This is a genomic window from Vibrio furnissii CIP 102972 (genome assembly GCF_000176175.1).
GTDB lineage: Bacteria > Pseudomonadota > Gammaproteobacteria > Enterobacterales > Vibrionaceae > Vibrio > Vibrio furnissii.
Genome location: NZ_ACZP01000014.1, coordinates 1,422,264 through 1,443,103 on the forward strand (window position 1 = coordinate 1,422,264; position 20,840 = coordinate 1,443,103).

Below are 20,840 nucleotides of genomic sequence, written 5' to 3' on the forward strand. Positions count from 1 at the left end.
CGTTTGCCTAAGTCTTACTGCACTTAGACAGGCAAAAATATCAGCGAGAATCGTGGTGAGAAAATGTATTGGTTGTGAGCAAATGTTGCATTTATTTGGCGCTATAACATATGCTACGTCAATGAGCAGATGCTCAGTATCCGATACCATGCTGAGCAACGTAATGATTGAGAGCGTGACATGAGCGGTTCGAACCAAGATATTTCGGTGGAAAACACCGATTTGCTGACGGAGATTTCCGTTGCCTACTATCAAGACGGGGCAACTCAAGAAGAGATCTCGAAGAAGTTTGCGATTTCGCGTGCCAAAGTGGGGCGCATGCTGAAACAGGCGCGTGATGAGGGCATTGTCGAGATCACCGTGAAATACCACCCGGTGTTCAGTGCCAAGATTGAACAGCGTTTGATCGAGCGCTTTGGTGTGAAGCGGGCTTTGGTGGCGCTAGACCAGCCCAACGAAGAGTTGCAGCGCCAACAAGTGTCGGGATTGGTGTCGAATTACCTTTCCAGCACATTAAAGAATGGCATGGTGGTGAGTATCGGCCAAGGGCGCAACGTGTCTTCGGTGGCGCATCATGTGGGCGTGATTACGCCGCGTGATTGTAAGTTCGTGTGTAGCATCGGCGGCATTCACCCACGCGGGGGGATGTTTAACGCCGACCACATTTGTCGTCAGATGGCGAAGAAGTACGGTGGTACCTCAGAAACCTTGTACGCCCCAGCGTATGCCGAGAACCGCGCGCAGAAACTGGCTTTCATGCAAAACGCCACCGTCAAGCAAACGCTCGATCTGGCGCGCAAAGCAGACATCGCCTTGGTCGGTATTGGTGACATGAGTGAAAACAGCTACATGGTCGATTTGGGCTGGTTTACGCCGGATGAAGTGGTGCAGTCGCGTCTTAAGCAAGGCGTGGTCGGCGATTTCGCCGGGTACGATTTCTTTAATGTGCATGGCGAGATTGCTAACACCGTGATGAGCGATCGCGTGATTGGTTTGGGCATTGAAGAGTTTCGCCGCATCGCCGAAGTGATCGCGATTGCGGCCGAGAACAGTAAGCCGTTGGCATTGCTTGGTGCACTGCGCACTGGCGCCATCGATGTGATTGCGACCAGCGTGACCAACGCGCTGACGGTGCTCAACTTAGATGAACAGATGCGTGATACTTATTAGCGTGCTGCTATATTCGTCGCGAAATGAAAAGGCCACATGAATGTGGCCTTTTTGCTGTTTGGTCGCTTATTTCTCAATCGGCAAGTCGTGGCGCTGACCCCATTCCGTCCAAGAACCATCGTAGACGGCCAGATTTTGGTAGCCGCAGAGGGTGGCAGCGAGTAATACGATGCAGGCGGTGACACCGGAGCCGCAACTGAACAGATACTCATCGGCTGGACGAATGAGCGCTTGTTGCAAAATTGGTTTCAGCTCCGTTGGTGATTTCATCTGATGACCGTTCATCAGCTCAGCAAACGGCAGACAACATGCACCGGGAATATGACCGCTGCGAATTCCCGGGCGAGGTTCGGCCACTTGTGCCAGAAAACGGGCTTTGGATCGTGCATCGACAGTCAGGCTGCTGTCGTCATCGATTTTGCTTAACACGTAGTTCGCATCGACAAAGAAACGCCGGTCGAGCGTACCGGCAAAGTGGCCGGGCGCGTATGAATCATCGTAACTTTGGGTGACAGTGTAACCTTGGGCTTTCCATTCGGTCAGCCCGCCGTCGAGAATGTAGACGTCATTGTGACCAAATGCTTTAAACATCCACCATGCGCGAGGCGAAGCAAATGTGCCGCTGTTGTCGTACACCACAATAATGGAATCTTGGTTGAGTCCCAGTTGCTGCGCCAGTTCATTAAAGCGCGCTTCCGTGGGCATCATGTGGGGAAGGTCGCATTCAGTGTCGCAAAACACGCTGTCGTAATCGAAACGGCGCGCGCCGGGAATCTTATTGACTTTGTCCTTTTCGGTTTCGCTCGGAATTTGAAAATCAATGCTGGCGTCGAGCACGACTAAGCGCGGATCGTTTTGTTTTTCTGCGAGCCAAGCTGGGGTAACTAATGGCGACATTCCACTTCATCCTGTATTGGGTGTGATGAGCTACGTTACTCAATTCTGGCAAAGAATCCAAATAAAAACAGGCGCTTCATTGCGCCTGTCGATTAGGAGTGACACACCGGACAGGTGGGCAGCTTCATCAGCTTCATTTCACGCCAAGACATGCTCATGGCATCTAACATCAGAATTTTACCGCGAATCGGAGCGCCGTAATTGGCCAGCACTTTGATCGCTTCCATCGCTTGCACGGCGCCAATGATGCCAACCACGGGCGCCATGACGCCAGCTTCTACGCAGCTTAACGCTGCGTTTCCAAACAGCGCGCTCAGGCATTGGTAACACGGTTCGTCTTCGCTTTGGTAAGTAAACACGCTTACTTGGCCTTCCATACGAATCGCCGCGCCGGAAACCAGTGGGGTTTTGGTTTTAAAGCACAAGCGATTCAACTGATTACGCGTGTCGACGTTATCCGAGGCATCCAAAACTAATGAATGTTGTGCAATCAGGGCTTCCAGCTCGTCGTCGCTCAGGCGTTTGGCGACGGTTTCAATGGCAATGTTCGGGTTAAGTTCTTGCAGTGATTGGGCCGCTGATGCCACTTTAAGCTCGCCGATATTGGCATCATGGTGCAATACCTGACGCTGCAGGTTGGATAGCTCCACGGTGTCATCGTCAATCAGCGTGATTTGACCCACGCCCGCTGTGGCCAGATATTGGCTGGACGCGCAGCCCAAACCGCCTGCGCCGAGAATCAATACGGCACTTTGTTTCAGCGCTTCCTGACCATCAAAATCAAACTGTTTGAGAATGATTTGACGGTTGTAACGCAGCATTTCTGAGTCGCTGAGAATATCCACACGAGCTCCTAGTATAAGGTTGCGTTAAAAAGCTGAATGTTGACGGTTTCGCCAGCTTCGACTCGGCCGCGTTCGCGTTCGAGCACCACAAAGCAGTTCGCCAAGCTCATCGAGCGGAATGCGCCGGAGCTTTGGTTTCCAGTGGTTTCAACCACGAACTGACCGTTTTCGATGCGGTAAATGCCGCGTTGGTAATCGGTGCGTCCCGGGGCTTTCTTGAAGGTGGTGCGGGTGATGGCCGGAATTGACTCAGGCGCTGTCCATTCGGCGTGGCCAGACAGTTTTGCCAACATTGGTTGCACCAGAACGTACATGGTCAGAACCGCGGAGACCGGGTTACCCGGCAAGCCGCAGAACCAGGCGTTTTCCAGTTCGCCAAACGCGAACGGTTTCCCCGGTTTAATCGCCAGTTTCCAGAAGCCGATTTGACCCAGTTGTTCCAGAATATCTTTGGTGTAGTCCGCTTCACCCACGCTCACGCCGCCGGAAGTGACCACCACATCCGCCAGGCTTTGGGCTTTCTCAAACGTGGCTTTTAACGTCTCTGGGCAGTCAGGAATGATGCCGAGATCAATGGCTTCGCAGCCGAAGTTTTCAATCAGCGGTTTAATACCGTAACGGTTGCTGTCGTAGATCTGACCGGCATCCAGCGGTTGACCCAGCGGCTTCAACTCGTCACCGGTTGAGAAAAATGCCACTTTCGGCTTGCGATAAACGGTCACATTGGCCACGCCAAGTGTGGCGATCATCGGAATGTCACGGGGTGTGAGGCGCGCGCCTTGACTCAGAACCACATCGCCTTGGTGAATGTCGTCACCGGTCGGGCGAATGTTGTCATTCGGTTTGATGTCGGTGTGGCTGAAGTTGACGCCTTGATCCGACACCGTGGCTTGCTCTTGCATGATCACCGCATCGCAACCGTCCGGAATTTTTGCCCCGGTCATAATGCGCACACAGCTCATGGCTGGCCATTCACCGTCAAAGGGTTGGCCGGCAAACGATTTGCCCGCGACCGGTAGTGGCGTTTGGGTGGCCAATTCGGCGCGGCGCACGGCATAGCCATCCATCGCGGAGTTATCAAACGGCGGCACGTTAATCGGAGAGAGAATATCTTCAGCAAGGACAAAACCGAGTGCGTCGGCAAGGGGAAGCGTCAGTGTGGTTTGAATCGGAGTGATGCGCGAGAGCATTTTGTCCAGCGCGTCTTCAATTGGCATTAAGCCGGGAGCGTCACAACAGCCCATGATGAAATCCTATGGTCTTCATTTTTGAGGAGTACTTTAGCACACAAAGCCCAGTGGCAATAATGTCCACCGATAAAATATGGGTGTAATTATTAAAAAATCCGAGTATCCTTGTCAGCCATCCGAAAGGGTTAATATGAGGTAAGGTAATGTCAGGTTTGAGCGAATCCGCGAAGTTAGTAAAAGATGCGCTGGAACGTCGTGGTTTGGAAACGCCAATGCAACCAAACACGATCAGTCGAGATGAGAAAAAAGAACGAATTGAACACCATATGCGTGAAATTCTGACTCTCTTAGGACTGGACCTCACTGACGATAGCCTTGAAGAAACCCCGCACCGAATCTCGAAGATGTATGTCGATGAGATCTTCTCTGGTCTGGATTACCACAACTTCCCGAAAATCACGGTTATCGAAAACAAGATGAACGTGAGCGAAATGGTGCGTGTGAAAGACATTACCGTGACCAGTACCTGTGAGCACCACTTGGTGACTATCGATGGGAAAGCGGCGGTGGCGTATATTCCGCGTGGCAAAATTATCGGCCTGTCGAAAATTAACCGCATTGTGCGCTTTTTTGCGCAGCGCCCACAGGTGCAAGAGCGTATGACGCAACAAATTCTGGTTGCGCTGCAAACCCTGTTGGAATCAGAAGACGTGGCCGTCACCATCGATGCGACTCACTACTGCGTGAAATCACGTGGTGTGATGGATGCAACCAGCGAAACCACAACCACGGCGCTTGGTGGCATTTTTAAGTCCAACCCCGCAACCCGCGCTGAATTTCTGCACGGCTTGCGGTAAGTACACAAATATTCAATGAAAAAGGACATCCTCGGATGTCCTTTTTTTGTCTCTGATAGTCAAGCGAATGGCACTTTTTACGCTTTACTGGCTTGTGGCATCAGCAGCATGTCATGGCCTTCCTGCATCGAGCTTTCATCATGTGTCGCTTTGAAGTAGAGAAAACCAAGGGCAAATAACCCGACAAAGATCAGCGTCAGCAGGAAGTTGTAATACACCATCGCAACCAGAGCAAGTACCGCTAGACCCAGAGCAAGCGCCGGAGCAAATGGGTAGAGCGGGGCGCGGAACGGACGTTCCAGCGCTGGTTCCGTACGACGCAGTTTGAACAGCGCCAACATGGATACGATGTACATCACGATGGCACCAAACACCGCCATGGTGACGATATTTGCAGTCAGTGGCTGCCCGCCAATGACAATCAGGTTGTCAGAGAAGATAGCCGCGATACCCACAACGCCGCCCGCCAGAATCGCCCAATGCGGCGTTTGATAACGTTGGTTTACAGCGGCGAGTGATTTTGGCAGGAAGCCTGCGCGCGCTAAAGCGAAAATCTGACGTGAATACCCCATGATGATGCCGTGGAATGACGCAATAAGGCCAAACAAACCCAGCCACACCAGCATGTGTAACCAGCCACTCGATTCACCAACAATCATTTTCATGGCTTGCGGCAGTGGGTCGTTGATGTTGGACAGTTCACGCCAGTCACCGGCGCCACCCGCAAAGAACATCACGCCCACGGCCAGCACCACCAGCGTTAAAATACCGGCGATAAACGCCACCGGAATCGTGCGTTTCGGATCTTTGGCTTCTTCCGCCGCCATCGACGCGCCTTCAATGGCGAGGAAAAACCAGATGGCAAAAGGAATCGCCGCAAAGATGCCGGAAATTGCTTCGCCAGAGAAGACATCGCTGCCAGCCCAACCATTGGCAGCAAAATTTGCCATGGAGAAACCGGGTGAGACGACGCCCATAAAGACCAGCAGTTCGACGATAGCAAGAATTGTGACCAAAAGTTCGAACGTCGCGGCAATGCTTACCCCAACAAGGTTGAGTCCCATAAAGACCACGTAAGCAACCACGGCCACCATTTTGGGATCGAGCGTCGGAAACTGAACATTCAGATATGCCCCGATGGCCATGGCGATGGCGGGCGGCGCAAACACAAATTCAACCAAGGTGGCAAAACCGGCGACATAGCCGCCTAACGGACCAAAGGCGCGATACGCATAAGCGAATGGGCCGCCTGCGTGGGGAATGGACGTCGACAGCTCGGTAAAACTGAAAATGAACGCGGTGTACATGGTGGCAATGATCAGGGTGGTGATCAAAAAGCCGAGCGTCCCAGCCTGCGCCCAACCGTAACTCCAGCCGAAGTATTCGCCCGAAATGACCAGCCCGACGGCAATGCCCCATAAGTGAAATTTTCCAAGGGTCCGTTTCAGACCCGGTTTGCCGCTATTTTCCATCATAACAATCCTCAGTAATGTCCTTAAAATCTAATCAGTGGTTAACGAAAATTGGTTTGCTTGAATCGGTTTATCCAACTGCGCGTCGTCAGAACGATCTTTCAGCCCGACGCCGGTGAGTTTGAGCCGGCGTGACTCAGCCAGCAGATAGAAGCATTTCATCGCTGCCGCGTGATAAGGCAGGCCTTGTGGGCGCACATTGGAAATACAGTTGCGTAGTGAATCTTCGGTACCGCGCTGTGGGTGCCAGGTCAGATACAGCCCCAAGCTATCGGGGGAACTTAACCCCGGGCGTTCGCCCACCAGTACCAGTACCTCGCGTGCGTTGATCGCTTCACCCACGTCATCACCAACCGCCACGCGCCCTTGATGCACGATGCTCAATGGCGCGATACGCCAATCATGTCGTTGGTCGGCATGGAGCTGCGTGATCAAGGCGTCGATAAAGGGCGCCGCGTGATGACTGATTGCGTAAGACGACAAACCATCGGCAATGACAATCGCCAAATCGTACGGGCTTGGCGTGCTATCGCTGTGCTGCTTCAAACGTTCAATCGAGGCATCATCGAGCTTGCGGCCCAAATCGGGCCGTTGCAGATACGTGAGGCGATCACTGGCTTGGCTATGCAAAGAAAATGCGGGCAGATAGGGCACAATGGCTGAGTTTTTCGCTAAGGCGTCAACTAGATCCGCTTCGTCGAGCGGCACATGCACCGCATCCATCGCTTGTGCGTGCGAGAGCTGAAAACGCAATAGCTCTTGGGTCGGAATGCTGGTTCCTACGCGGCCAATCCCAATACGTGCTTGGGTAAACTGGCGCAGCTTGTGCCATGGATCCTCATGGATCAACGCGGAAGTCGGCGCCTTACTCATACGGCCTCCTGAATGAGTCGCAGTGGCTGGCTAAAATGTGGCGACAAATCGTCGGCGAGTTGCTTGCGTCCATCCTGATGGAAGATTTCCATTTTCTTCAGCCAGCTTTCAAATTCTGGCGCAGGGCGAGAACCCAACACTTGGCGGGCATAGAGCGCGTCATGAAACGAGGTGGTCTGGTAGTTGAGCATGATGTCATCAGAGCCCGGGATGCCCATGATGAATGAACACTCGGCGACGCCGAGCAGCGTCAGCAGATTGTCCATGTCGTTTTGATCGGCGTAAGCGTGGTTGGTGTAGCAGATGTCACACCCCATCGGTAGGCCAAGCAGTTTCCCGCAGAAGTGATCTTCCAGCCCGGCGCGGGTGATCTGCTTGCCGTCAAACAGATATTCCGGGCCGATGAAGCCGACCACGGTGTTAACCAGTAACGGTTTGAACTTGCGCGCCAGCGCATAGGCGCGCACTTCGCAGGTTTGTTGGTCGACGTTGTGATGGCCGTTGGCCGACAGCGCGCTGCCTTGGCCGGTTTCGAAATACATCACGTTGTTGCCGACCGTGCCGCGATTGAGGCTCAGCGCGGCATCATAGGCTTCGGCAATCACATTCAGGTTGATACCGAACCCTTGATTGGTCGCTTCGGTGCCACCGATGGATTGAAACACCAAATCGACCGGCGCGCCTTTCTCAATCGCTTCGACCGTGTTCGTCACATGGGTCAGGACGCACGATTGAGTCGGAATGTCATAATGCTGAATCACGTCATCCATCAGTTTCATGAGCTGAATCGCCTGACTCACGCTGTCGGTGGCGGGATTGATGCCAATCACGGCATCGCCGTTGCCATACATCAGGCCATCAAAAATCGATGCCGCAATGCCGCTCATGTCATCGGTCGGGTGATTGGGTTGCAAACGGGTGGATAAGCGACCGGGCAGACCGATGGTGTTACGAAATGCGGTGGTCACCTGACACTTCTTCGCCACCAGAATCAGATCCTGATTGCGCATGATTTTGCTGACTGCCGCGGCCATTTCGGGCGTGATGCCAGCGCAAACCCGCGCCAATTCAAGATGGGTGGTGGTTTCTTGCAGCAGCCAGTTACGAAAATCGCCGACCGTGAGATGCGCGATTTCCACGAATGCACGAGCATCATGCTCATCGATGATCAGACGGGTAATTTCGTCGTCCTCGTACGGAATCAAAGTGTCGTTGAGGAAGGTTGTGAGGGGCAGATCTGCCAATATCATCTGCGCGATCACGCGCTCTTCCGCCGATGTGGCAGCTACCCCCGCCAATTGGTCGCCGGAGCGCAGCGGCGACGCCTTCGCCATCACTTCTTTCAAAGAAGCAAACTGATAGGTCTGACTGCCTAATTGATATCGGTAGCGTGAACTCATGATGCCTCTCAATCTTTACCGTTGTGCGGTGTGGGTTTGTTCAGGGCTGTGCGGCCTGAACATTGCAATTTGTCTTGGTATACCTGTTGCAAACAAGATTGTGAAAACAGTGCGAAAACTGTTCCGCGAGCATGACGGAAATAGGCAAAGTTAAATAAGCCAATAAAAACAGTGAGATAAAAGAGGTTGTGCATAATGCTGGTGCAAGAGGGTGAAAATGAATTTGGTTCAATTGCTTCATGAAGGGAATTCATGCGCACCAACGAGGTGCAAACAGTACAGTTTTGATGTCAACCAGCAGGCACAAAGCCTAAGTGCTTGGGAACAAAAGTATAATCAACACGGTGCAGGGCAATTTAATGGGTATCTGGATGAAATAAAGTTGCCCGGTTTGCACCTGTTTGAGGAGTACACCAGTCGCGCCGTTCATCAGGAATGTTGCGTGAATCCCAATGCGGTTTGGATTGGTTTTTCGATGAACAGCCAACGGCCTAAAGTAAATGGTCTGCAAGCTGAAACGCATCAATTGATGATTCGTCCGGCGCAGGAGTCGTTCGAATTGGCGACGCCTCAGGATTTTCATATTTTTGGCATTGTGATCGACCGTGAGCTGCTGTTGAACGGAATGCAATTTGGCAGCCAGGAGCAATGGGAAAATACCCAGTGGGAAACGGCCACATTGGTTGAAAACAATGTGCCGCAGCACGGTTGCTGGTCGCTGGTGGACTTGATTCGAGACGCGCTGAGTCCGCAGTCGATACTTGGACAAAAGCTACTTGAAGAGAGTGTCGCCCAAGCGCATTTGCATGCCATGCTGCGTACAGCGGTGATGGATCGTCTGAGTGCGTTTCAAATCTCGACTGAACGTGAACCGCGCAGTTACCATACTCGGCGTCAGGCGTTGCGGCGCCTGTATCAATACATTGAACAGAACGGCGACTATCCGTTAAGTATCAGCGATATGTGCGCGATCGCCTGTGTCAGCCAACGCACGTTGCAGAACTGTTTTGAACAAGAGCTTGGCGTGAGTCCGGCGACGTTTTTGCGTGAGTGCCGTTTGAATGCGGTGCGGCGGGTATTACTGGATCAGTCGCAGCAGCGGGCGATCTGCGACGTCGCACTAGACTTTGGCTTCTATCACATCGGCACGTTTAATCATTATTACAAGCTGCTATTTGGTGAAACGCCCAGTCAGACGCGTGACCGGGCGCTTAGGTATCAACAGGCTGCTGTGGTCAATCCATTTGTCACCACATCACGTTCAGTATTTATTTGAACAGTTTGAGGTATTCCCCATAGCCTTGGGCTTGCATCTCCGCTTTCGGCACAAATCGCATCGCAGCGGAGTTCATACAGTAGCGCAAACCTGTCGGCGCAGGGCCGTCATTAAACACATGGCCCAAGTGGGATTGACCAAAGCGGCTGCGCACTTCGGTGCGAGTGTAAAACAGGGTGTTATCGTCTTTGGTCACGATATACGCTGGATTAATCGGTTGGGTAAAGCTGGGCCAACCCGTGCCGGATTTATATTTGTCGGTAGACGAAAACAACGGCTCGCCGGAAACGATATCGACATAAATGCCTTCCGCTTTGTTATCCCAATACTCGTTTTTAAACGCGTGCTCAGTGCCTTCTTCTTGCGTGACGTAGTACTGTAAATCCGTCAGTTTGGCACGAATCTCTTTATCCGATGGGCGAGTGTAAGTTTTCGCACTGCGGATGCCTTTGCTTTCATCGATGATTTGGCGCAGCGTTTTGGGGTGTTCAACGCGATCTTCACCAAAAATCGTATCTAAGTACTGATCGCGGCCAGAGGCGTAGCGATAGTATTTGTAGCGCAGGGCGCTCTTTTTGTAGAAATCCTGATGGTACTCTTCAGCAGGCCAGAACTGCTTAAAAGCGATGAGTTCAGTTTTCAGTGGCTTTTTGAAAATACCAGATTCGTCGATCGCTTTCATAAAGCGTTCAGCAATCTGTTTTTGCTGCGCGTTATGATAGAAAATCGCCGGGCGATATTGGTTCCCTCGATCAACAAATGAACCTTGATCGTCGGTGGGGTCGATATGGCGGAAGAAATGGTCCAATACCTGTTCATAGCTGACTTTGTCGGCGTCATACGTGACCTGAATTGATTCAATGTGACCGGTGGAACCTGACGAGACTTGCTTATAAGTCGGATTATCGACATGGCCACCGGAATACCCTGAGACAACGGCAATCACGCCGGCGAGTTTTTCCATGTCAGATTCAGTACACCAAAAACAGCCACCGGCTAGTGTTGCGACTTCTTCATGACTGGCGTGTTTGCTGGTGGCAGACGTGTCTGCTTGGGAGAAAAACGATACAGAAAGTGGTACGGCGACCAGTAAGGCAAACAAAAATAACGTAATGCGTTTCATGGCGGTTCTTACTCGTTTTGTTGAACGGATATACGAAAAGAACGGCACACGGTCGGAAAAATTTCAAATCGAATGCAAAGAAAAAAGCTTCGCGGTGGCGAAGCTTTTCAATGGGGTGATGTGGCCCGAGTGTTTAACTTAACCCGATGATGCGGCCTTGATCGTCGATATCCAGCCCCATAAACGCCGGTTTCTCGGGCAGCCCCGGCATGGTCATCACGTTGCCGCATAAGGCATACACAAATTCCGCGCCTGCGCAGAGTTTCAGCTCGCGAATAGGAACATCAAATCCGCTCGGCGCACCTTTGTGCGCCGAATCAGTGGTGATCGACAGCGGCGTCTTCGCCAGACATACCGAAAGATGACCAAAGCCTTTTGCTTGCAGGTCATCAAGCTGAGCTTGCGCTTTGTCGCTCAAGGTGACGGAGCCTGCGCCGTAGCCCTTTATTGCGACCGCTTTGAGTTTCTCAAGCAACGGGGCGTCGGGTGCATACAGCGGCGTAAAGTGTGCGGATTTACTGCACTGTGTGACCACGTGTTCGGCCAGTTCGCGTGTGCCTTCTCCACCTTTGGCGAATCCTTCCGACAGGGCCACCAGCACATCGTTGGGCAGCACTTCAATCATCTGTTTGAGCTGCGCCAGCTCTTCATCACTATCTTGCGGAAAGCGGTTAATCGCCACGACCGCAGGAATGCCGTATTTGTTGACGTTGTTGATGTGCCATTTGAGGTTTTCAAAACCCGCGATTAAAGCGTCACGGTCTGGTGTAAACAGGCTTTCAGGGACTGGTTGTCCTGGGCGCAGATCATAATGGCCGGAGTTGGCTTTCAAGCCGCGCAATGTTGCAACGATGACTGCGCAATCAGGCGTTTTGCCCGACGCGCTGGCTTTGATGTTACACGCTTTTTCAAAGCCCATATCAGAGCCGAAACCACCTTCTGTCACGGTGTAGTCAGCGAGGCGTGTGGCGATGTCATCAGCAATGATGGAAGAGTTGCCGTGCGCGATGTTGGCAAACGGGCCGGCGTGAATCAGCGTCGGTACGCCTTCCAGAGTTTGCATTAAGGTGGGTTGAATCGCCTCTTTCATGCTGACGGCCATGGCGCCCGCAACTTTCAGATCTTCGGTGGTCACCGGTTGACCATCTAGGTTGTAGCCGACCACGATGTTGCCGATGCGGCGACGCAAGTCTGTGAGATCTTTTGCCAGTGCAAGAATCGCCATCAATTCCGAGGCGGCCGAGATATCAAAGCCGTCTTCACGCTCGTAACCGTTGATTGTTTTGCCGGCTTCATTGCGGCCGACAGTGACCATGCGCAGCGCGCGATCGTTGTGATCCATCACGCGCTTCCAGACAATGCGTTTGGGGTCAAGACGCAGGGCAGGCATGCCTGTTCTTGCTGCAAAATCGTCATACCCGTGGCGCTGCTCGTGGTAGATGCGCGCATCAATCGCGGCGGCGGCGAGGTTATGCGCGGCCGTCACGGCATGAATATCGCCGGTTAAGTGCAGATTCAGCTCTTCCATCGGTGCAACCTGTGAATAACCGCCACCGGCAGCGCCCCCTTTAACGCCGAAAATCGGCCCCATCGACGGCTGACGAATACAGGCCATCACCGAATGTTGTAAACGAGCCAAACCTTGCGCCAGACCAATTGTGGTGACGGTTTTGCCTTCGCCCAGCGGCGTTGGCGTGATGGCGGTGACCAAAATGAATTTTCCGGCAGGTTGATCGTGTAAGCGATCGAGGCAGTGAAGCGAGACTTTGGCTTTATAACGGCCTTGGCTTTGGAACTCTTCAGGGAGCAGTCCGGCTTGATGGGCGATCTGCTCAATAGCAGTCAACGGCGTGGAGCGACAAATTTCGATATCTGGCAGCATAAAACCCTCATCATGGCGATGAAACTGGTTAGGAAAACGTTTGCGTCGCGATAATAGCTTTAAATATGAGCTTGTAAAGGGGAATTATCGAGACGATTGTTTTGCAAGGCCGGAATTCTAAACCATTCCTGATGTTGATCAAACGTCTGCAACGGAATTTGCTGGGGAAGGGTGTAAAGAAAACAGGCGCTGAGCGTCAGCGCCTGCGTGGGATTAGGCAAGCTTGATTAACGCTGCGACAAGGCGATCAATGCCCGCTGCGGCTTGAGAGATGTTTTCAGCCAGCATGTACGCGGGAGTGGACAGGACGTTGTGTTTTTGGTCGAACACAAAGTCGTCGACCGGGCAGGTGACGTGTTCGCCGCCCATTTTACGGAACGCGCTGGCGGTGTCTGGATCGCTGCCGATGGTGCCTTCCACACCATGTTCGTAAATCATGGGAATGATGGTGGGCGCAATGCAAAGGTATGCCGCAGGTTTACCCGCTTGTGCAAAGGCACGACACGCGGCTGCAACATGAGTGTTGATGCTGCAATCGGCGCCTTTGACGGCAAAGTCAGTCAGGTTTTTCGCTGCGCCAAAACCGCCGGGTAATAGCAAAGCGTCGTAATCTTCGGCTTTAAGCTTCGCGACATCCTCAATTTTGCCACGTGCAATCCGAGCGGCTTCTACCAACACATTGCGTTTCTCATTCGTGGCTTCGCCGGTGAGGTGGTTGACCACGTGCATTTGATCAATGTTGGGCGCGAAACAGTGCCAAGTGGCACCGTGTTTTTCAATCGCGTGGAGGGCAAGCACCGATTCATGAATTTCGGCGCCATCGAATACACCACATCCACTCAATATCACAGCTACTTTTTTCATCGGTCGGTTCCTTAATCGTCTAAACGGCGGCGTCTTTCTTGCGCTTTCGGCCTGATTCTGCAGGTGATGTTTGCCTATCTTCTAAGTCTAGTTGAGGTGATGATTCATGTTGTTGTTCGTCGTCGCGAATTTCATCATCCGTTTCGGGATAATGCTTCACCACGAAAGGCATCAACATGACTGAGGAAGGCAAGAAGTGTTTCATCGATGACTCCGACGTTGGGGAAAACACCCGTTATAAGCCCAGCATGAGCCTCGGTCTTTGCGCTAAATCACTGTCCCTTCGTGTTTTCTGAGATTGACGGCTCAGAAGATGCCTTGATCCCAATACGGCTGATCGGTGCCCAGTTTTTCGCTAATGAACTCCATAAAAGCGCGCACTTTATGCGGCAGATGTTTGCGTTCGGGAAACACGGCGTAAATTGCGTGCTCGGGCAGCGGGTAATCGGTCATGATGGCGTGCAGCTTACCAGCGCGAATGTCTTTGCTCACCAAAAAAGTTGGCAGTTGGCCGATGCCCAATCCATCAAGCAGGGCGCGGCGAATCGCTTCGCTGTTGTTGATGCTGAGGTTCCCGGTTGGAATCACTTTGAAATCCGACCCGTTTTGGGTGAAAGTCCATTCGCTGCCCCCTCGAAAGTAGGAGTACACCAAGCAGTTGTGTTGCAGTAAATCCGCAGGTTTCTGCGGTGCAGGGTGCCGGCTGAGATAATCAGGTGAGCAGCACAACACGCTGCGACAGCGTACTAATCGTTTGGCAACGAGATTAGAGACCGGCAAATGGCCGATACGAATGGCGAGGTCAAAGCCGCCTTGCACTAAATCGACCATCTGATCTTCCAATTGCAGATCGATTTCGACTTTCGGATAGCGGGTGAGAAACTCGGCAATGAGGGTCGCGACATGCAACACGCCAAACGACATGGGCGCTGTGATCTTCAGTTTACCTTGGGGTTCACCTTGTAGTTCAGTGACCGCGTCACTGCCTTGCTGTGCAAAGCTCAGCGCTTGGGACACATGGTAATAATAGCGTTCGCCCGCTTCAGTGAGGCTCAGTTTACGCGTGGTGCGGTTGAGCAGGCGAATGCCCAACTCATCTTCAAGTTGCGTCACGCGTTTGCTCACGGCAGACTTGGTGATGCTGAGTTTCTCGGCGGCGCTGGAGAAACTGCCGCATTCTACGACGGCAACGAAAATCGGAATGGCGGCAAATGTGTTATCCATCATTGTTGAGATATTCTTAACAAAAAGTTTCCATTCACAGAGATTAACATCTCACGGAAAACAATCTAGACTGAACGCGACATTTTGAGGAAACCAACATGAAGTACGATTGGATCTTATTTGACGCTGACGAGACCCTGTTTCATTTCGATGCCTTTCAAGGGATGCAGCTGATGTTCGCGCGCAAAGGCGTGGATTTTACTGAACAAGACTTTCACCACTACCAACAGGTCAACAAGCCGTTGTGGGTGGATTATCAAAACGGCACCATTACCGCGGCCGAGCTCAAGCACATTCGCTTTGAGTCTTGGGCACAAAAACTGGAAACGACCACCGCAGAACTCAACAGCGCGTTTTTGAGCGCAATGGCAGACATTTGTACCTTGTTGCCCGGCGCCAAAGAGCTGATGGAAGCCCTCAAAGGCAAAGCCAAATTGGGCATTATCACCAATGGATTTACGGAATTGCAGGATGTGCGTTTGACCAAAACGGGCATGAAAGACTATTTCGACCACATTGTGATCTCGGAAGAAGTCGGCATTGCGAAACCGGACGCAGGGATTTTCGCTCATGCGATGACAGTGATGGGCAACCCGGAAAAAGCGCGCGTGCTGATGGTGGGGGATAACCCGCATTCAGACATTTTGGGTGGGCTGAATTTTGGGATTGAAACATGCTGGTTGAATGTACATCAGCAGCCAAAACCCGAAGGTATCGATGCACATTATGAAGTGCGTTCACTGCATGAATTGAAAGAGATTCTGATTGCTTAAATCGCTCCTGGTGCAAAGCGAACACTTTGCACCGGATTCCCGCTGTTAACGGTTGAAATCGCCTTCACGTTCAGGCTGATACACCACTTCGATAATCTCAATGGTCTTCTCAGCGCCGCCAGGCATTGGCCATGTTAATGTTTGACCGGCCGCTAACCCCAGCAATGCGCTGCCAACGGGGGCAAAAATCGAAATATCGTCACTATTTTTCACTTCGTGTGGGTAGACCAGATTCTTCTGAATGATCTCGTCTTTTCCGGTGAACTTAAAACGCACCGTTGAGTTCATGCTCACAACATTGTCTGGCATGTCCTGCGGTTCGTTGATGGTTGCTCGGTCGAGTTCATCTTCCAGCTTTTCCAATTCGGGTGACAGTTTGGGCATCTTCTCCAGCAGAGCGCTGATGCGGTCCATGTCCAGAGTTGAAACCACGATGGTATGGTGATTCGGCATTTATTTTCTCCAAAAAGAAATACCGCCCTGACAGGTCAGGGCGGCATAAAACCAACAAGGGTTATCGAATTCATAAGGTGGTAGCTCAAACCTTAGTCTTTGTAATTTAAGAATTCAATCGATATGCACACAGTTTTTAAGTAATAAATTGTGTATGTTTGTAAATAGTGATGTTCTTTTATCCACCCCTTCAGCCCCCCAGCAGAGTGAAGAAAAAGATGATCCTTGGCTTGATCTTCGTTCTGAGTACTGACTACGCTTTACTTGAGGTCGTGTGAGCGCCCTCAGGAGCTTTGCATCAAACCAATGACTACTCAGCAAAGTGACGGCTAGGCGAAATACGTGCTGCCCTAGTAGACAGGGCGGGATGGGTATGGGTTTAACATGGCTATTTCAGGCAAAATTTCAGAATGGAATGACGCGAAAGGGTACGGCTTTATCACGGTCGATAACTATCGCGGCAAAATCTTCTTTCACATTTCCGATGTGCAAGGTCATGGCCGACGGCCAAAAATCAACGAAGCGGTTCACTTCAAATTGGCAAAAGAGTCCAACGGTTCTTTGCGTGCGATCGACATTGAACGGCCGATGGTTTACGGGTTATCCCTCGCTTTGTCAGTGTGGTTCATCACCGTCCTTTTTGCCAGTATTTATCTGGTGAACTACCCGCCAATCATTGTGCTGTTTTACATTCTGATCAGCGCCATCACCTATGTCGTGTATGCGTTTGATAAAAGCGCCATGCTCAACAATGAATGGCGCATTTCGGAATGGTTGTTGCACGCGTTGTCGTTACTGGGAGGCTGGCCGGGCGCGTTGATGGCACAGGCTTTTTTGCGTTTTAAAACGTTAGAACAGCCATTTCGAATGATTTTTTGGCTGACGGCACTGGCGAATTTTTCCGTGTTTTTGTACACCTTAACTGGGCACGGTGCTGCCACGCTCGCGCAGCTGATCGTGCGTTTGCAAGTGTTCTAAGCATAAAGTCTGCGCTTCACATCAACGCGGTTATGGAAACAAAAAACGGGCCAAGGCCCGTTTTTTTAGGGGCGTTCACCCGCGAGTAATCGGCGTTCGATATCCGCAACCACGGCCGGAAAATCGGCGATGGTGTCAATCAAGTAATGGGGATTGGCTTGTGAGAGTTTGTCGCGAGCGCGAACGCGGGCGGCGTTGAGTGTGGCTTCGTCGGCAGACAGATACGCTTGTTCGGTGAGTCCCGCTTCGTTGCCCGACAGCAGCAATCCGACCGTCCACATACCGGCGTTGTGGCCTTCATCAATGCCGGGCACCGCATCATCGACTTTGATGCAGGCGCGTACATCTGTCACGCCAAGTTCAATCACATTTTTGAGTGCCATGAACGGCGCCGGGCGACCCCCTTGCGGTAGATCATCGGTTGCGACCACATAATCTGGCTGATAACCGTACGCCTCTGCTGCTGGGATCAACACATCCATCACCTGACGCGGATAGCCGGAACAAGATCCGATTTTAATGCCGCGTTGCTTAAGCGCGTTCACCACTTCAATCGCGTGTGGAATCGGCGCGGCGTGATCCGCCACTTTGGCAATTTGCAGCGGCATAAACGCGGCGTAAATGGCATCGATGTCCGCGCTGTTCATGGCGCGGCACATTTGCTGCTCCCAGCGTTGCGCCACGTCGGGCAGTCGGCCAACGGCCTGAATGTGATCCCATTTGCCCAATCCCATGGGCACGCGGGCTTCATCGAGTGAAATTTCAAAATCAAAACCTTGCTGAAAGGCTTCGACGAAAATCGTTGTCGGGGCGAAAGATCCGAAGTCGACAATGGTGCCAGCCCAGTCAAAAATAACGGCTTGAATCGGTGAGTGCATGATGGTTTCCTTAAACGGTTTGCTTTATGAACGGTTTGCTTTATGAACGGTTTGCTTTACGAATGCTTGATGGCGTAGCCAAATGTGGCGCTGATTTCTTGGAGTGCGGATTCGAAGATCGCGAGTGCGTCATCAAGTTCGGCACGCTCGATGATTAGCGGAGGGCTGAGTTGAATCACATTCCCCTGCGACACCTTAAAGCTCAATCCGTGATTGAGGCAGTGATAGAGCACCGCTTCGGCTTCATCGTACGCACGCTGTTTGCTGGTTGGGTCTTGTACCAGCTCCACACCCCACAATAAGCCGATGCCGCGCACATCGCCGATCAACGCATAACGCTGCTTCATCGCGTGCAGGCGTTGGTGCAAATAGTGGCTGTCACGTTGTACTTTGCTCAGTTGCTGTTCAATGACTTCGATGGTGGCGAGCGCAGCGGCGCAGCCCAGCGGGCTTTTTTCGTGTGTGTAGTGCCCCAGCGACACCGCGGCGGCCGTGTTGTATTGATCTTTGGTGATCAGCGCCGCCATGGGCATGATGCCGCCGCCCAAACCTTTGCCAATGCACAGGATGTCCGGTTCGATATCAAACGCCTGATGGGTGAACCAGTGGCCGCTGCGTCCCATGCCGTTGGGGATGTCGTCAATGATGAGCAACACGCCGTGTTTGTCGCAGATTTCACGTACGCGTTTCCAGTACGCGCGGCTGGGCACTTGCACGTCGGTATTGCGCACCGCTTCAGCGATAAACGCGCCAACGCCGCCTTCTTTTTCTATTACATATTCCAAGTAATCGGCGTAGTGAACGTCGCTGCCGTCTTCGCGAGGGAAAGCGCCACGGTAGCTCACCGCTGGAGGAATGCGCTCGACGCCCGCCAGCAACGGCCCCATGTTGTGGCGAAAACAGGCTTCGCCGCCAACAGAAATGGCATCCAGTGACGCGCCGTGAAACGCATCCCACAACGACACAACTTTAAAGTTCTGTGTGACGTGGCGAGCGAGTTTCAGCGCCATGCCAATCACCGAGGTGCCACTAGGGGCAAACAGCACGCGATTGAGTTCACCGCCGCAAATCTCAGTCAGTTTTTCGGCGCATGCCACCGCAATCGGATTGGTAAATCGGCGCGGCGAGAACGCCAAGGTTTGCATTTGCTGAGTCACTTTTTCAACCACATGCGGGTGGCTATATCCCAATTGATGCACGTTGTTGCCATGAAAATCGAGATAGCGTTTGCCAGCCAAGTCGTCTAGGTACACATCGCGCGCGGTACTCAGCGCGTTGAGGCACGGCGTCGACATCGCCTGATGAAGAAACACATTCGCATCGCGCTCAAGCAGCGAGCGCGTGTCGGGGTGTTGCAGGTTGTGGCCCCATTGCTCGCGGGCGGGCGTGGTGTTGATGTCGCCCTCGCTACGCCAATGAGTTTCGGGCTTCGCGTGGCTCATGAGGCTACGTTCCAGTACATGGCGTTTTGCACGGCTTCAATCAGGCGCTCAATGTCGTGCGGGTGAACATCCCCGATATTGCCGATGCGAAAACAATCGGCATGGCTCACTTTCCCAGGATAGATGACAAACCCTTGCGCTTTCAGGCGCTGATAGAATTCGGCGAATTGGTAGTCCGGATGCGTGGGGGAATAGAATGAGGTGATGATGGGCGAATGCAGCGATACATCGAGTAGGGGCGTAAAGCCAAGGGATTGCATGCCGCGCACCAGCGTGGTTTGGTTGGTTTGATAACGCTGATGACGCGCAGCGATGCCGCCTTCCTGTTCCAGTTCAAGCAGCGCCTGATAAAACGCACGCACGGTGTGAGTTGGCGATGTAAAGCGCCATTTGCCGTGGTTTTTCTCCATACACTGCCATTGGTCGTACAAATCGAGGCTCAGCGAACGGGCTTGGCCTTGGCATTGTTCCAGTTCGCTCTGCTTGGCAATCACAAATCCAAATCCCGGCACACCTTGAATGCATTTGTTGGCCGAACTGATCATAAAGTCGATTCCAAGCTCGCCGATATCCATCGGAATGCCACCAAAGCTCGACATCGCATCCACAATCACGGTTTTGCCGTACCGTTTGGCCAGCGCGACGACCTCCGCGATGGGGTTCAACATGCCGGTGGTGGTTTCGCAATGCACGATGGCCACATGGGTAATGGTGGCATCTTGCTGAAGGCATGCTTCGATGTGTTCAAGAGACGGTTGCGCAGTTTCACCGGGTGAGACGATGGCACAATCTATGTGCAGGTATGCTGCAATCTGCGCGATTCGAGCGCCATACGCACCATTATCAACGACCAGCAACTTGCCGTGTTGGCCTAAGGTGCTGCCGATGGTGGCTTCGACCGACGCGGTGCCGCTGCCTTGCATCAACACCGAGGTGTATCCGCTGTGACGGGTCGCCAGCGCCACCAATTTTTGGCGAATCACTTCCACAATATCTTTGTTGTATTCGTCATCCCACGTACACCAGTCTTTTAACATGGCTTCGCGCACAGTTTCTGTGGTCGACAGGGGGCCAGGGGTGAGCAGCAAGTAGTCGTTTTTCATGTGAACTCCATTTTGGACTATACCAATAATTTAACGCTACTCTAGCAAGGAAAAATCGCTTCGGTAAAGGCAACCAACGCGGATTTCATAAAACTTTCACATCTTCCGTCGCGGCTATACGGATCGCCATGTCGCAAGTG

General features: G+C 52.4%; 20 protein-coding genes. 5 read left to right on the forward strand and 15 right to left on the reverse strand.

The genetic code is table 11. The features are described 5' to 3' along the window. Window positions 1–180 precede the first annotated feature (180 nt). Complete coding sequence (locus VFA_RS16710; protein ID WP_004728028.1) at window positions 181–1,170, forward strand: sugar-binding transcriptional regulator; 990 nt, start codon at window positions 181–183, stop codon at window positions 1,168–1,170. A gap of 66 nt (window positions 1,171–1,236) precedes the next feature. Here VFA_RS16710 and VFA_RS16715 read toward each other — a convergent pair whose 3' ends face one another. From VFA_RS16715 to moeA, 3 genes are all read right to left on the reverse strand, one after another. Next, a complete protein-coding gene (locus VFA_RS16715) occupies window positions 1,237–2,067 on the reverse strand; it encodes a sulfurtransferase (RefSeq protein WP_004728029.1) in 831 nt (276 codons plus the stop codon). Window positions 2,068–2,159: 92 nt separating this feature from the next. After that, window positions 2,160–2,912 carry a molybdopterin-synthase adenylyltransferase MoeB gene (gene moeB, locus VFA_RS16720; RefSeq protein WP_004728030.1) on the reverse strand — a complete coding sequence of 251 codons (753 nt, stop codon included), beginning with the start codon at window positions 2,910–2,912 and terminating at the stop codon, window positions 2,160–2,162. 8 nt (window positions 2,913–2,920) lie between these two features. After that, window positions 2,921–4,156 carry a molybdopterin molybdotransferase MoeA gene (gene moeA, locus VFA_RS16725; protein WP_004728031.1) on the reverse strand — a complete coding sequence of 412 codons (1,236 nt, stop codon included), beginning with the start codon at window positions 4,154–4,156 and terminating at the stop codon, window positions 2,921–2,923. A 149-nt stretch (window positions 4,157–4,305) separates the two neighbouring features. Here moeA and folE point away from each other — a divergent pair, with 149 nt between their 5' ends. Beyond that, window positions 4,306–4,959, forward strand: coding sequence for a GTP cyclohydrolase I FolE (folE, locus tag VFA_RS16730; protein WP_038152105.1), 654 nt, complete (start codon window positions 4,306–4,308; stop codon window positions 4,957–4,959). A gap of 77 nt (window positions 4,960–5,036) precedes the next feature. Here the strand turns inward: folE and eat are convergent, their stop codons facing one another. Genes eat through VFA_RS16745 form a run of 3 tightly spaced genes read right to left on the reverse strand, consistent with a single transcriptional unit; the run spans window position 5,037 to window position 8,704 of the window. Next, window positions 5,037–6,434, reverse strand: coding sequence for an ethanolamine permease (gene eat, locus VFA_RS16735; protein ID WP_004728033.1), 1,398 nt, complete (start codon window positions 6,432–6,434; stop codon window positions 5,037–5,039). Between the two features lie 27 nt (window positions 6,435–6,461). Then, entirely contained in the window at window positions 6,462–7,304 is an 843-nt protein-coding gene (gene eutC, locus VFA_RS16740; RefSeq protein WP_004728034.1) for an ethanolamine ammonia-lyase subunit EutC, read from the reverse strand. Then, window positions 7,301–8,704: an ethanolamine ammonia-lyase subunit EutB gene (locus VFA_RS16745; RefSeq protein ID WP_004728035.1), complete on the reverse strand. Its 1,404-nt coding sequence runs from the start codon at window positions 8,702–8,704 to the stop codon at window positions 7,301–7,303. The genes eutC and VFA_RS16745 overlap by 4 nt, the downstream gene beginning before the upstream one ends. Before the next feature lie 217 nt (window positions 8,705–8,921). Between VFA_RS16745 and VFA_RS16755 the strand changes: the two genes are divergently transcribed. Further along, entirely contained in the window at window positions 8,922–9,980 is a 1,059-nt protein-coding gene (locus VFA_RS16755; RefSeq protein ID WP_232281738.1) for a helix-turn-helix domain-containing protein, read from the forward strand. Here VFA_RS16755 and msrB read toward each other — a convergent pair. From msrB to VFA_RS16780, 5 genes are all read right to left on the reverse strand, one after another. Further along, entirely contained in the window at window positions 9,973–11,103 is a 1,131-nt protein-coding gene (gene msrB / locus VFA_RS16760; RefSeq protein ID WP_004728038.1) for a peptide-methionine (R)-S-oxide reductase MsrB, read from the reverse strand. The genes VFA_RS16755 and msrB overlap by 8 nt on opposite strands. 133 nt (window positions 11,104–11,236) lie before the next feature. Then, on the reverse strand, window positions 11,237–12,985 hold the full coding sequence (locus VFA_RS16765; protein WP_004728039.1) for a formate--tetrahydrofolate ligase: 1,749 nt from the start codon (window positions 12,983–12,985) through the stop codon (window positions 11,237–11,239). Window positions 12,986–13,198: 213 nt separating this feature from the next. Next, on the reverse strand, window positions 13,199–13,849 hold the full coding sequence (gene elbB / locus VFA_RS16770; protein WP_004728040.1) for an isoprenoid biosynthesis glyoxalase ElbB: 651 nt from the start codon (window positions 13,847–13,849) through the stop codon (window positions 13,199–13,201). A 19-nt stretch (window positions 13,850–13,868) separates the two neighbouring features. Next, window positions 13,869–14,054: a hypothetical protein gene (locus tag VFA_RS16775; RefSeq protein ID WP_004728041.1), complete on the reverse strand. Its 186-nt coding sequence runs from the start codon at window positions 14,052–14,054 to the stop codon at window positions 13,869–13,871. A gap of 101 nt (window positions 14,055–14,155) precedes the next feature. After that, window positions 14,156–15,073: a LysR family transcriptional regulator gene (locus tag VFA_RS16780; protein WP_172475449.1), complete on the reverse strand. Its 918-nt coding sequence runs from the start codon at window positions 15,071–15,073 to the stop codon at window positions 14,156–14,158. A gap of 98 nt (window positions 15,074–15,171) precedes the next feature. Between VFA_RS16780 and yjjG the strand changes: the two genes are divergently transcribed. Then, on the forward strand, window positions 15,172–15,846 hold the full coding sequence (gene yjjG, locus VFA_RS16785; protein ID WP_004728043.1) for a pyrimidine 5'-nucleotidase: 675 nt from the start codon (window positions 15,172–15,174) through the stop codon (window positions 15,844–15,846). A 45-nt stretch (window positions 15,847–15,891) separates the two neighbouring features. Here yjjG and rnk read toward each other — a convergent pair whose 3' ends face one another. Further along, a complete protein-coding gene (rnk, locus tag VFA_RS16790) occupies window positions 15,892–16,299 on the reverse strand; it encodes a nucleoside diphosphate kinase regulator (protein ID WP_004728045.1) in 408 nt (135 codons plus the stop codon). Window positions 16,300–16,683: 384 nt separating this feature from the next. Between rnk and VFA_RS16795 the strand changes: the two genes are divergently transcribed. Next, entirely contained in the window at window positions 16,684–17,277 is a 594-nt protein-coding gene (locus VFA_RS16795; protein ID WP_004728046.1) for a DUF1294 domain-containing protein, read from the forward strand. A 65-nt stretch (window positions 17,278–17,342) separates the two neighbouring features. On the opposite strand, the gene phnX is transcribed toward VFA_RS16795, so the two are convergent. The 3 genes from phnX to phnW are packed head-to-tail and all read right to left on the reverse strand — an operon-like array spanning window position 17,343 to window position 20,700. Further along, window positions 17,343–18,158: a phosphonoacetaldehyde hydrolase gene (phnX, locus tag VFA_RS16800; RefSeq protein ID WP_086027310.1), complete on the reverse strand. Its 816-nt coding sequence runs from the start codon at window positions 18,156–18,158 to the stop codon at window positions 17,343–17,345. 53 nt (window positions 18,159–18,211) lie between these two features. Beyond that, entirely contained in the window at window positions 18,212–19,597 is a 1,386-nt protein-coding gene (locus VFA_RS16805) for an aspartate aminotransferase family protein (RefSeq protein ID WP_004728048.1), read from the reverse strand. Continuing rightward, window positions 19,594–20,700: a 2-aminoethylphosphonate--pyruvate transaminase gene (gene phnW, locus VFA_RS16810; protein ID WP_004728049.1), complete on the reverse strand. Its 1,107-nt coding sequence runs from the start codon at window positions 20,698–20,700 to the stop codon at window positions 19,594–19,596. Before phnW ends, VFA_RS16805 begins: the two co-directional genes overlap by 4 nt. Window positions 20,701–20,840: the final 140 nt, after the last annotated feature.

Coding starts and splice junctions, on each gene's coding strand:
- VFA_RS16710 (WP_004728028.1), top strand. CDS start 181: ATGAGCGGTTCGAACCAAGATATTTCGGTGGAAAACACCGATTTGCTG.
- VFA_RS16715 (WP_004728029.1), bottom strand. CDS start 2,067: ATGTCGCCATTAGTTACCCCAGCTTGGCTCGCAGAAAAACAAAACGAT.
- moeA (WP_004728031.1), bottom strand. CDS start 4,156: ATGGGCTGTTGTGACGCTCCCGGCTTAATGCCAATTGAAGACGCGCTG.
- folE (WP_038152105.1), top strand. CDS start 4,306: ATGTCAGGTTTGAGCGAATCCGCGAAGTTAGTAAAAGATGCGCTGGAA.
- eat (WP_004728033.1), bottom strand. CDS start 6,434: ATGATGGAAAATAGCGGCAAACCGGGTCTGAAACGGACCCTTGGAAAA.
- eutC (WP_004728034.1), bottom strand. CDS start 7,304: ATGAGTAAGGCGCCGACTTCCGCGTTGATCCATGAGGATCCATGGCAC.
- VFA_RS16745 (WP_004728035.1), bottom strand. CDS start 8,704: ATGAGTTCACGCTACCGATATCAATTAGGCAGTCAGACCTATCAGTTT.
- VFA_RS16755 (WP_232281738.1), top strand. CDS start 8,922: ATGAATTTGGTTCAATTGCTTCATGAAGGGAATTCATGCGCACCAACG.
- msrB (WP_004728038.1), bottom strand. CDS start 11,103: ATGAAACGCATTACGTTATTTTTGTTTGCCTTACTGGTCGCCGTACCA.
- VFA_RS16765 (WP_004728039.1), bottom strand. CDS start 12,985: ATGCTGCCAGATATCGAAATTTGTCGCTCCACGCCGTTGACTGCTATT.
- elbB (WP_004728040.1), bottom strand. CDS start 13,849: ATGAAAAAAGTAGCTGTGATATTGAGTGGATGTGGTGTATTCGATGGC.
- VFA_RS16775 (WP_004728041.1), bottom strand. CDS start 14,054: ATGAAACACTTCTTGCCTTCCTCAGTCATGTTGATGCCTTTCGTGGTG.
- VFA_RS16780 (WP_172475449.1), bottom strand. CDS start 15,073: ATGGATAACACATTTGCCGCCATTCCGATTTTCGTTGCCGTCGTAGAA.
- yjjG (WP_004728043.1), top strand. CDS start 15,172: ATGAAGTACGATTGGATCTTATTTGACGCTGACGAGACCCTGTTTCAT.
- rnk (WP_004728045.1), bottom strand. CDS start 16,299: ATGCCGAATCACCATACCATCGTGGTTTCAACTCTGGACATGGACCGC.
- VFA_RS16795 (WP_004728046.1), top strand. CDS start 16,684: ATGGCTATTTCAGGCAAAATTTCAGAATGGAATGACGCGAAAGGGTAC.
- VFA_RS16805 (WP_004728048.1), bottom strand. CDS start 19,597: ATGAGCCACGCGAAGCCCGAAACTCATTGGCGTAGCGAGGGCGACATC.
- phnW (WP_004728049.1), bottom strand. CDS start 20,700: ATGAAAAACGACTACTTGCTGCTCACCCCTGGCCCCCTGTCGACCACA.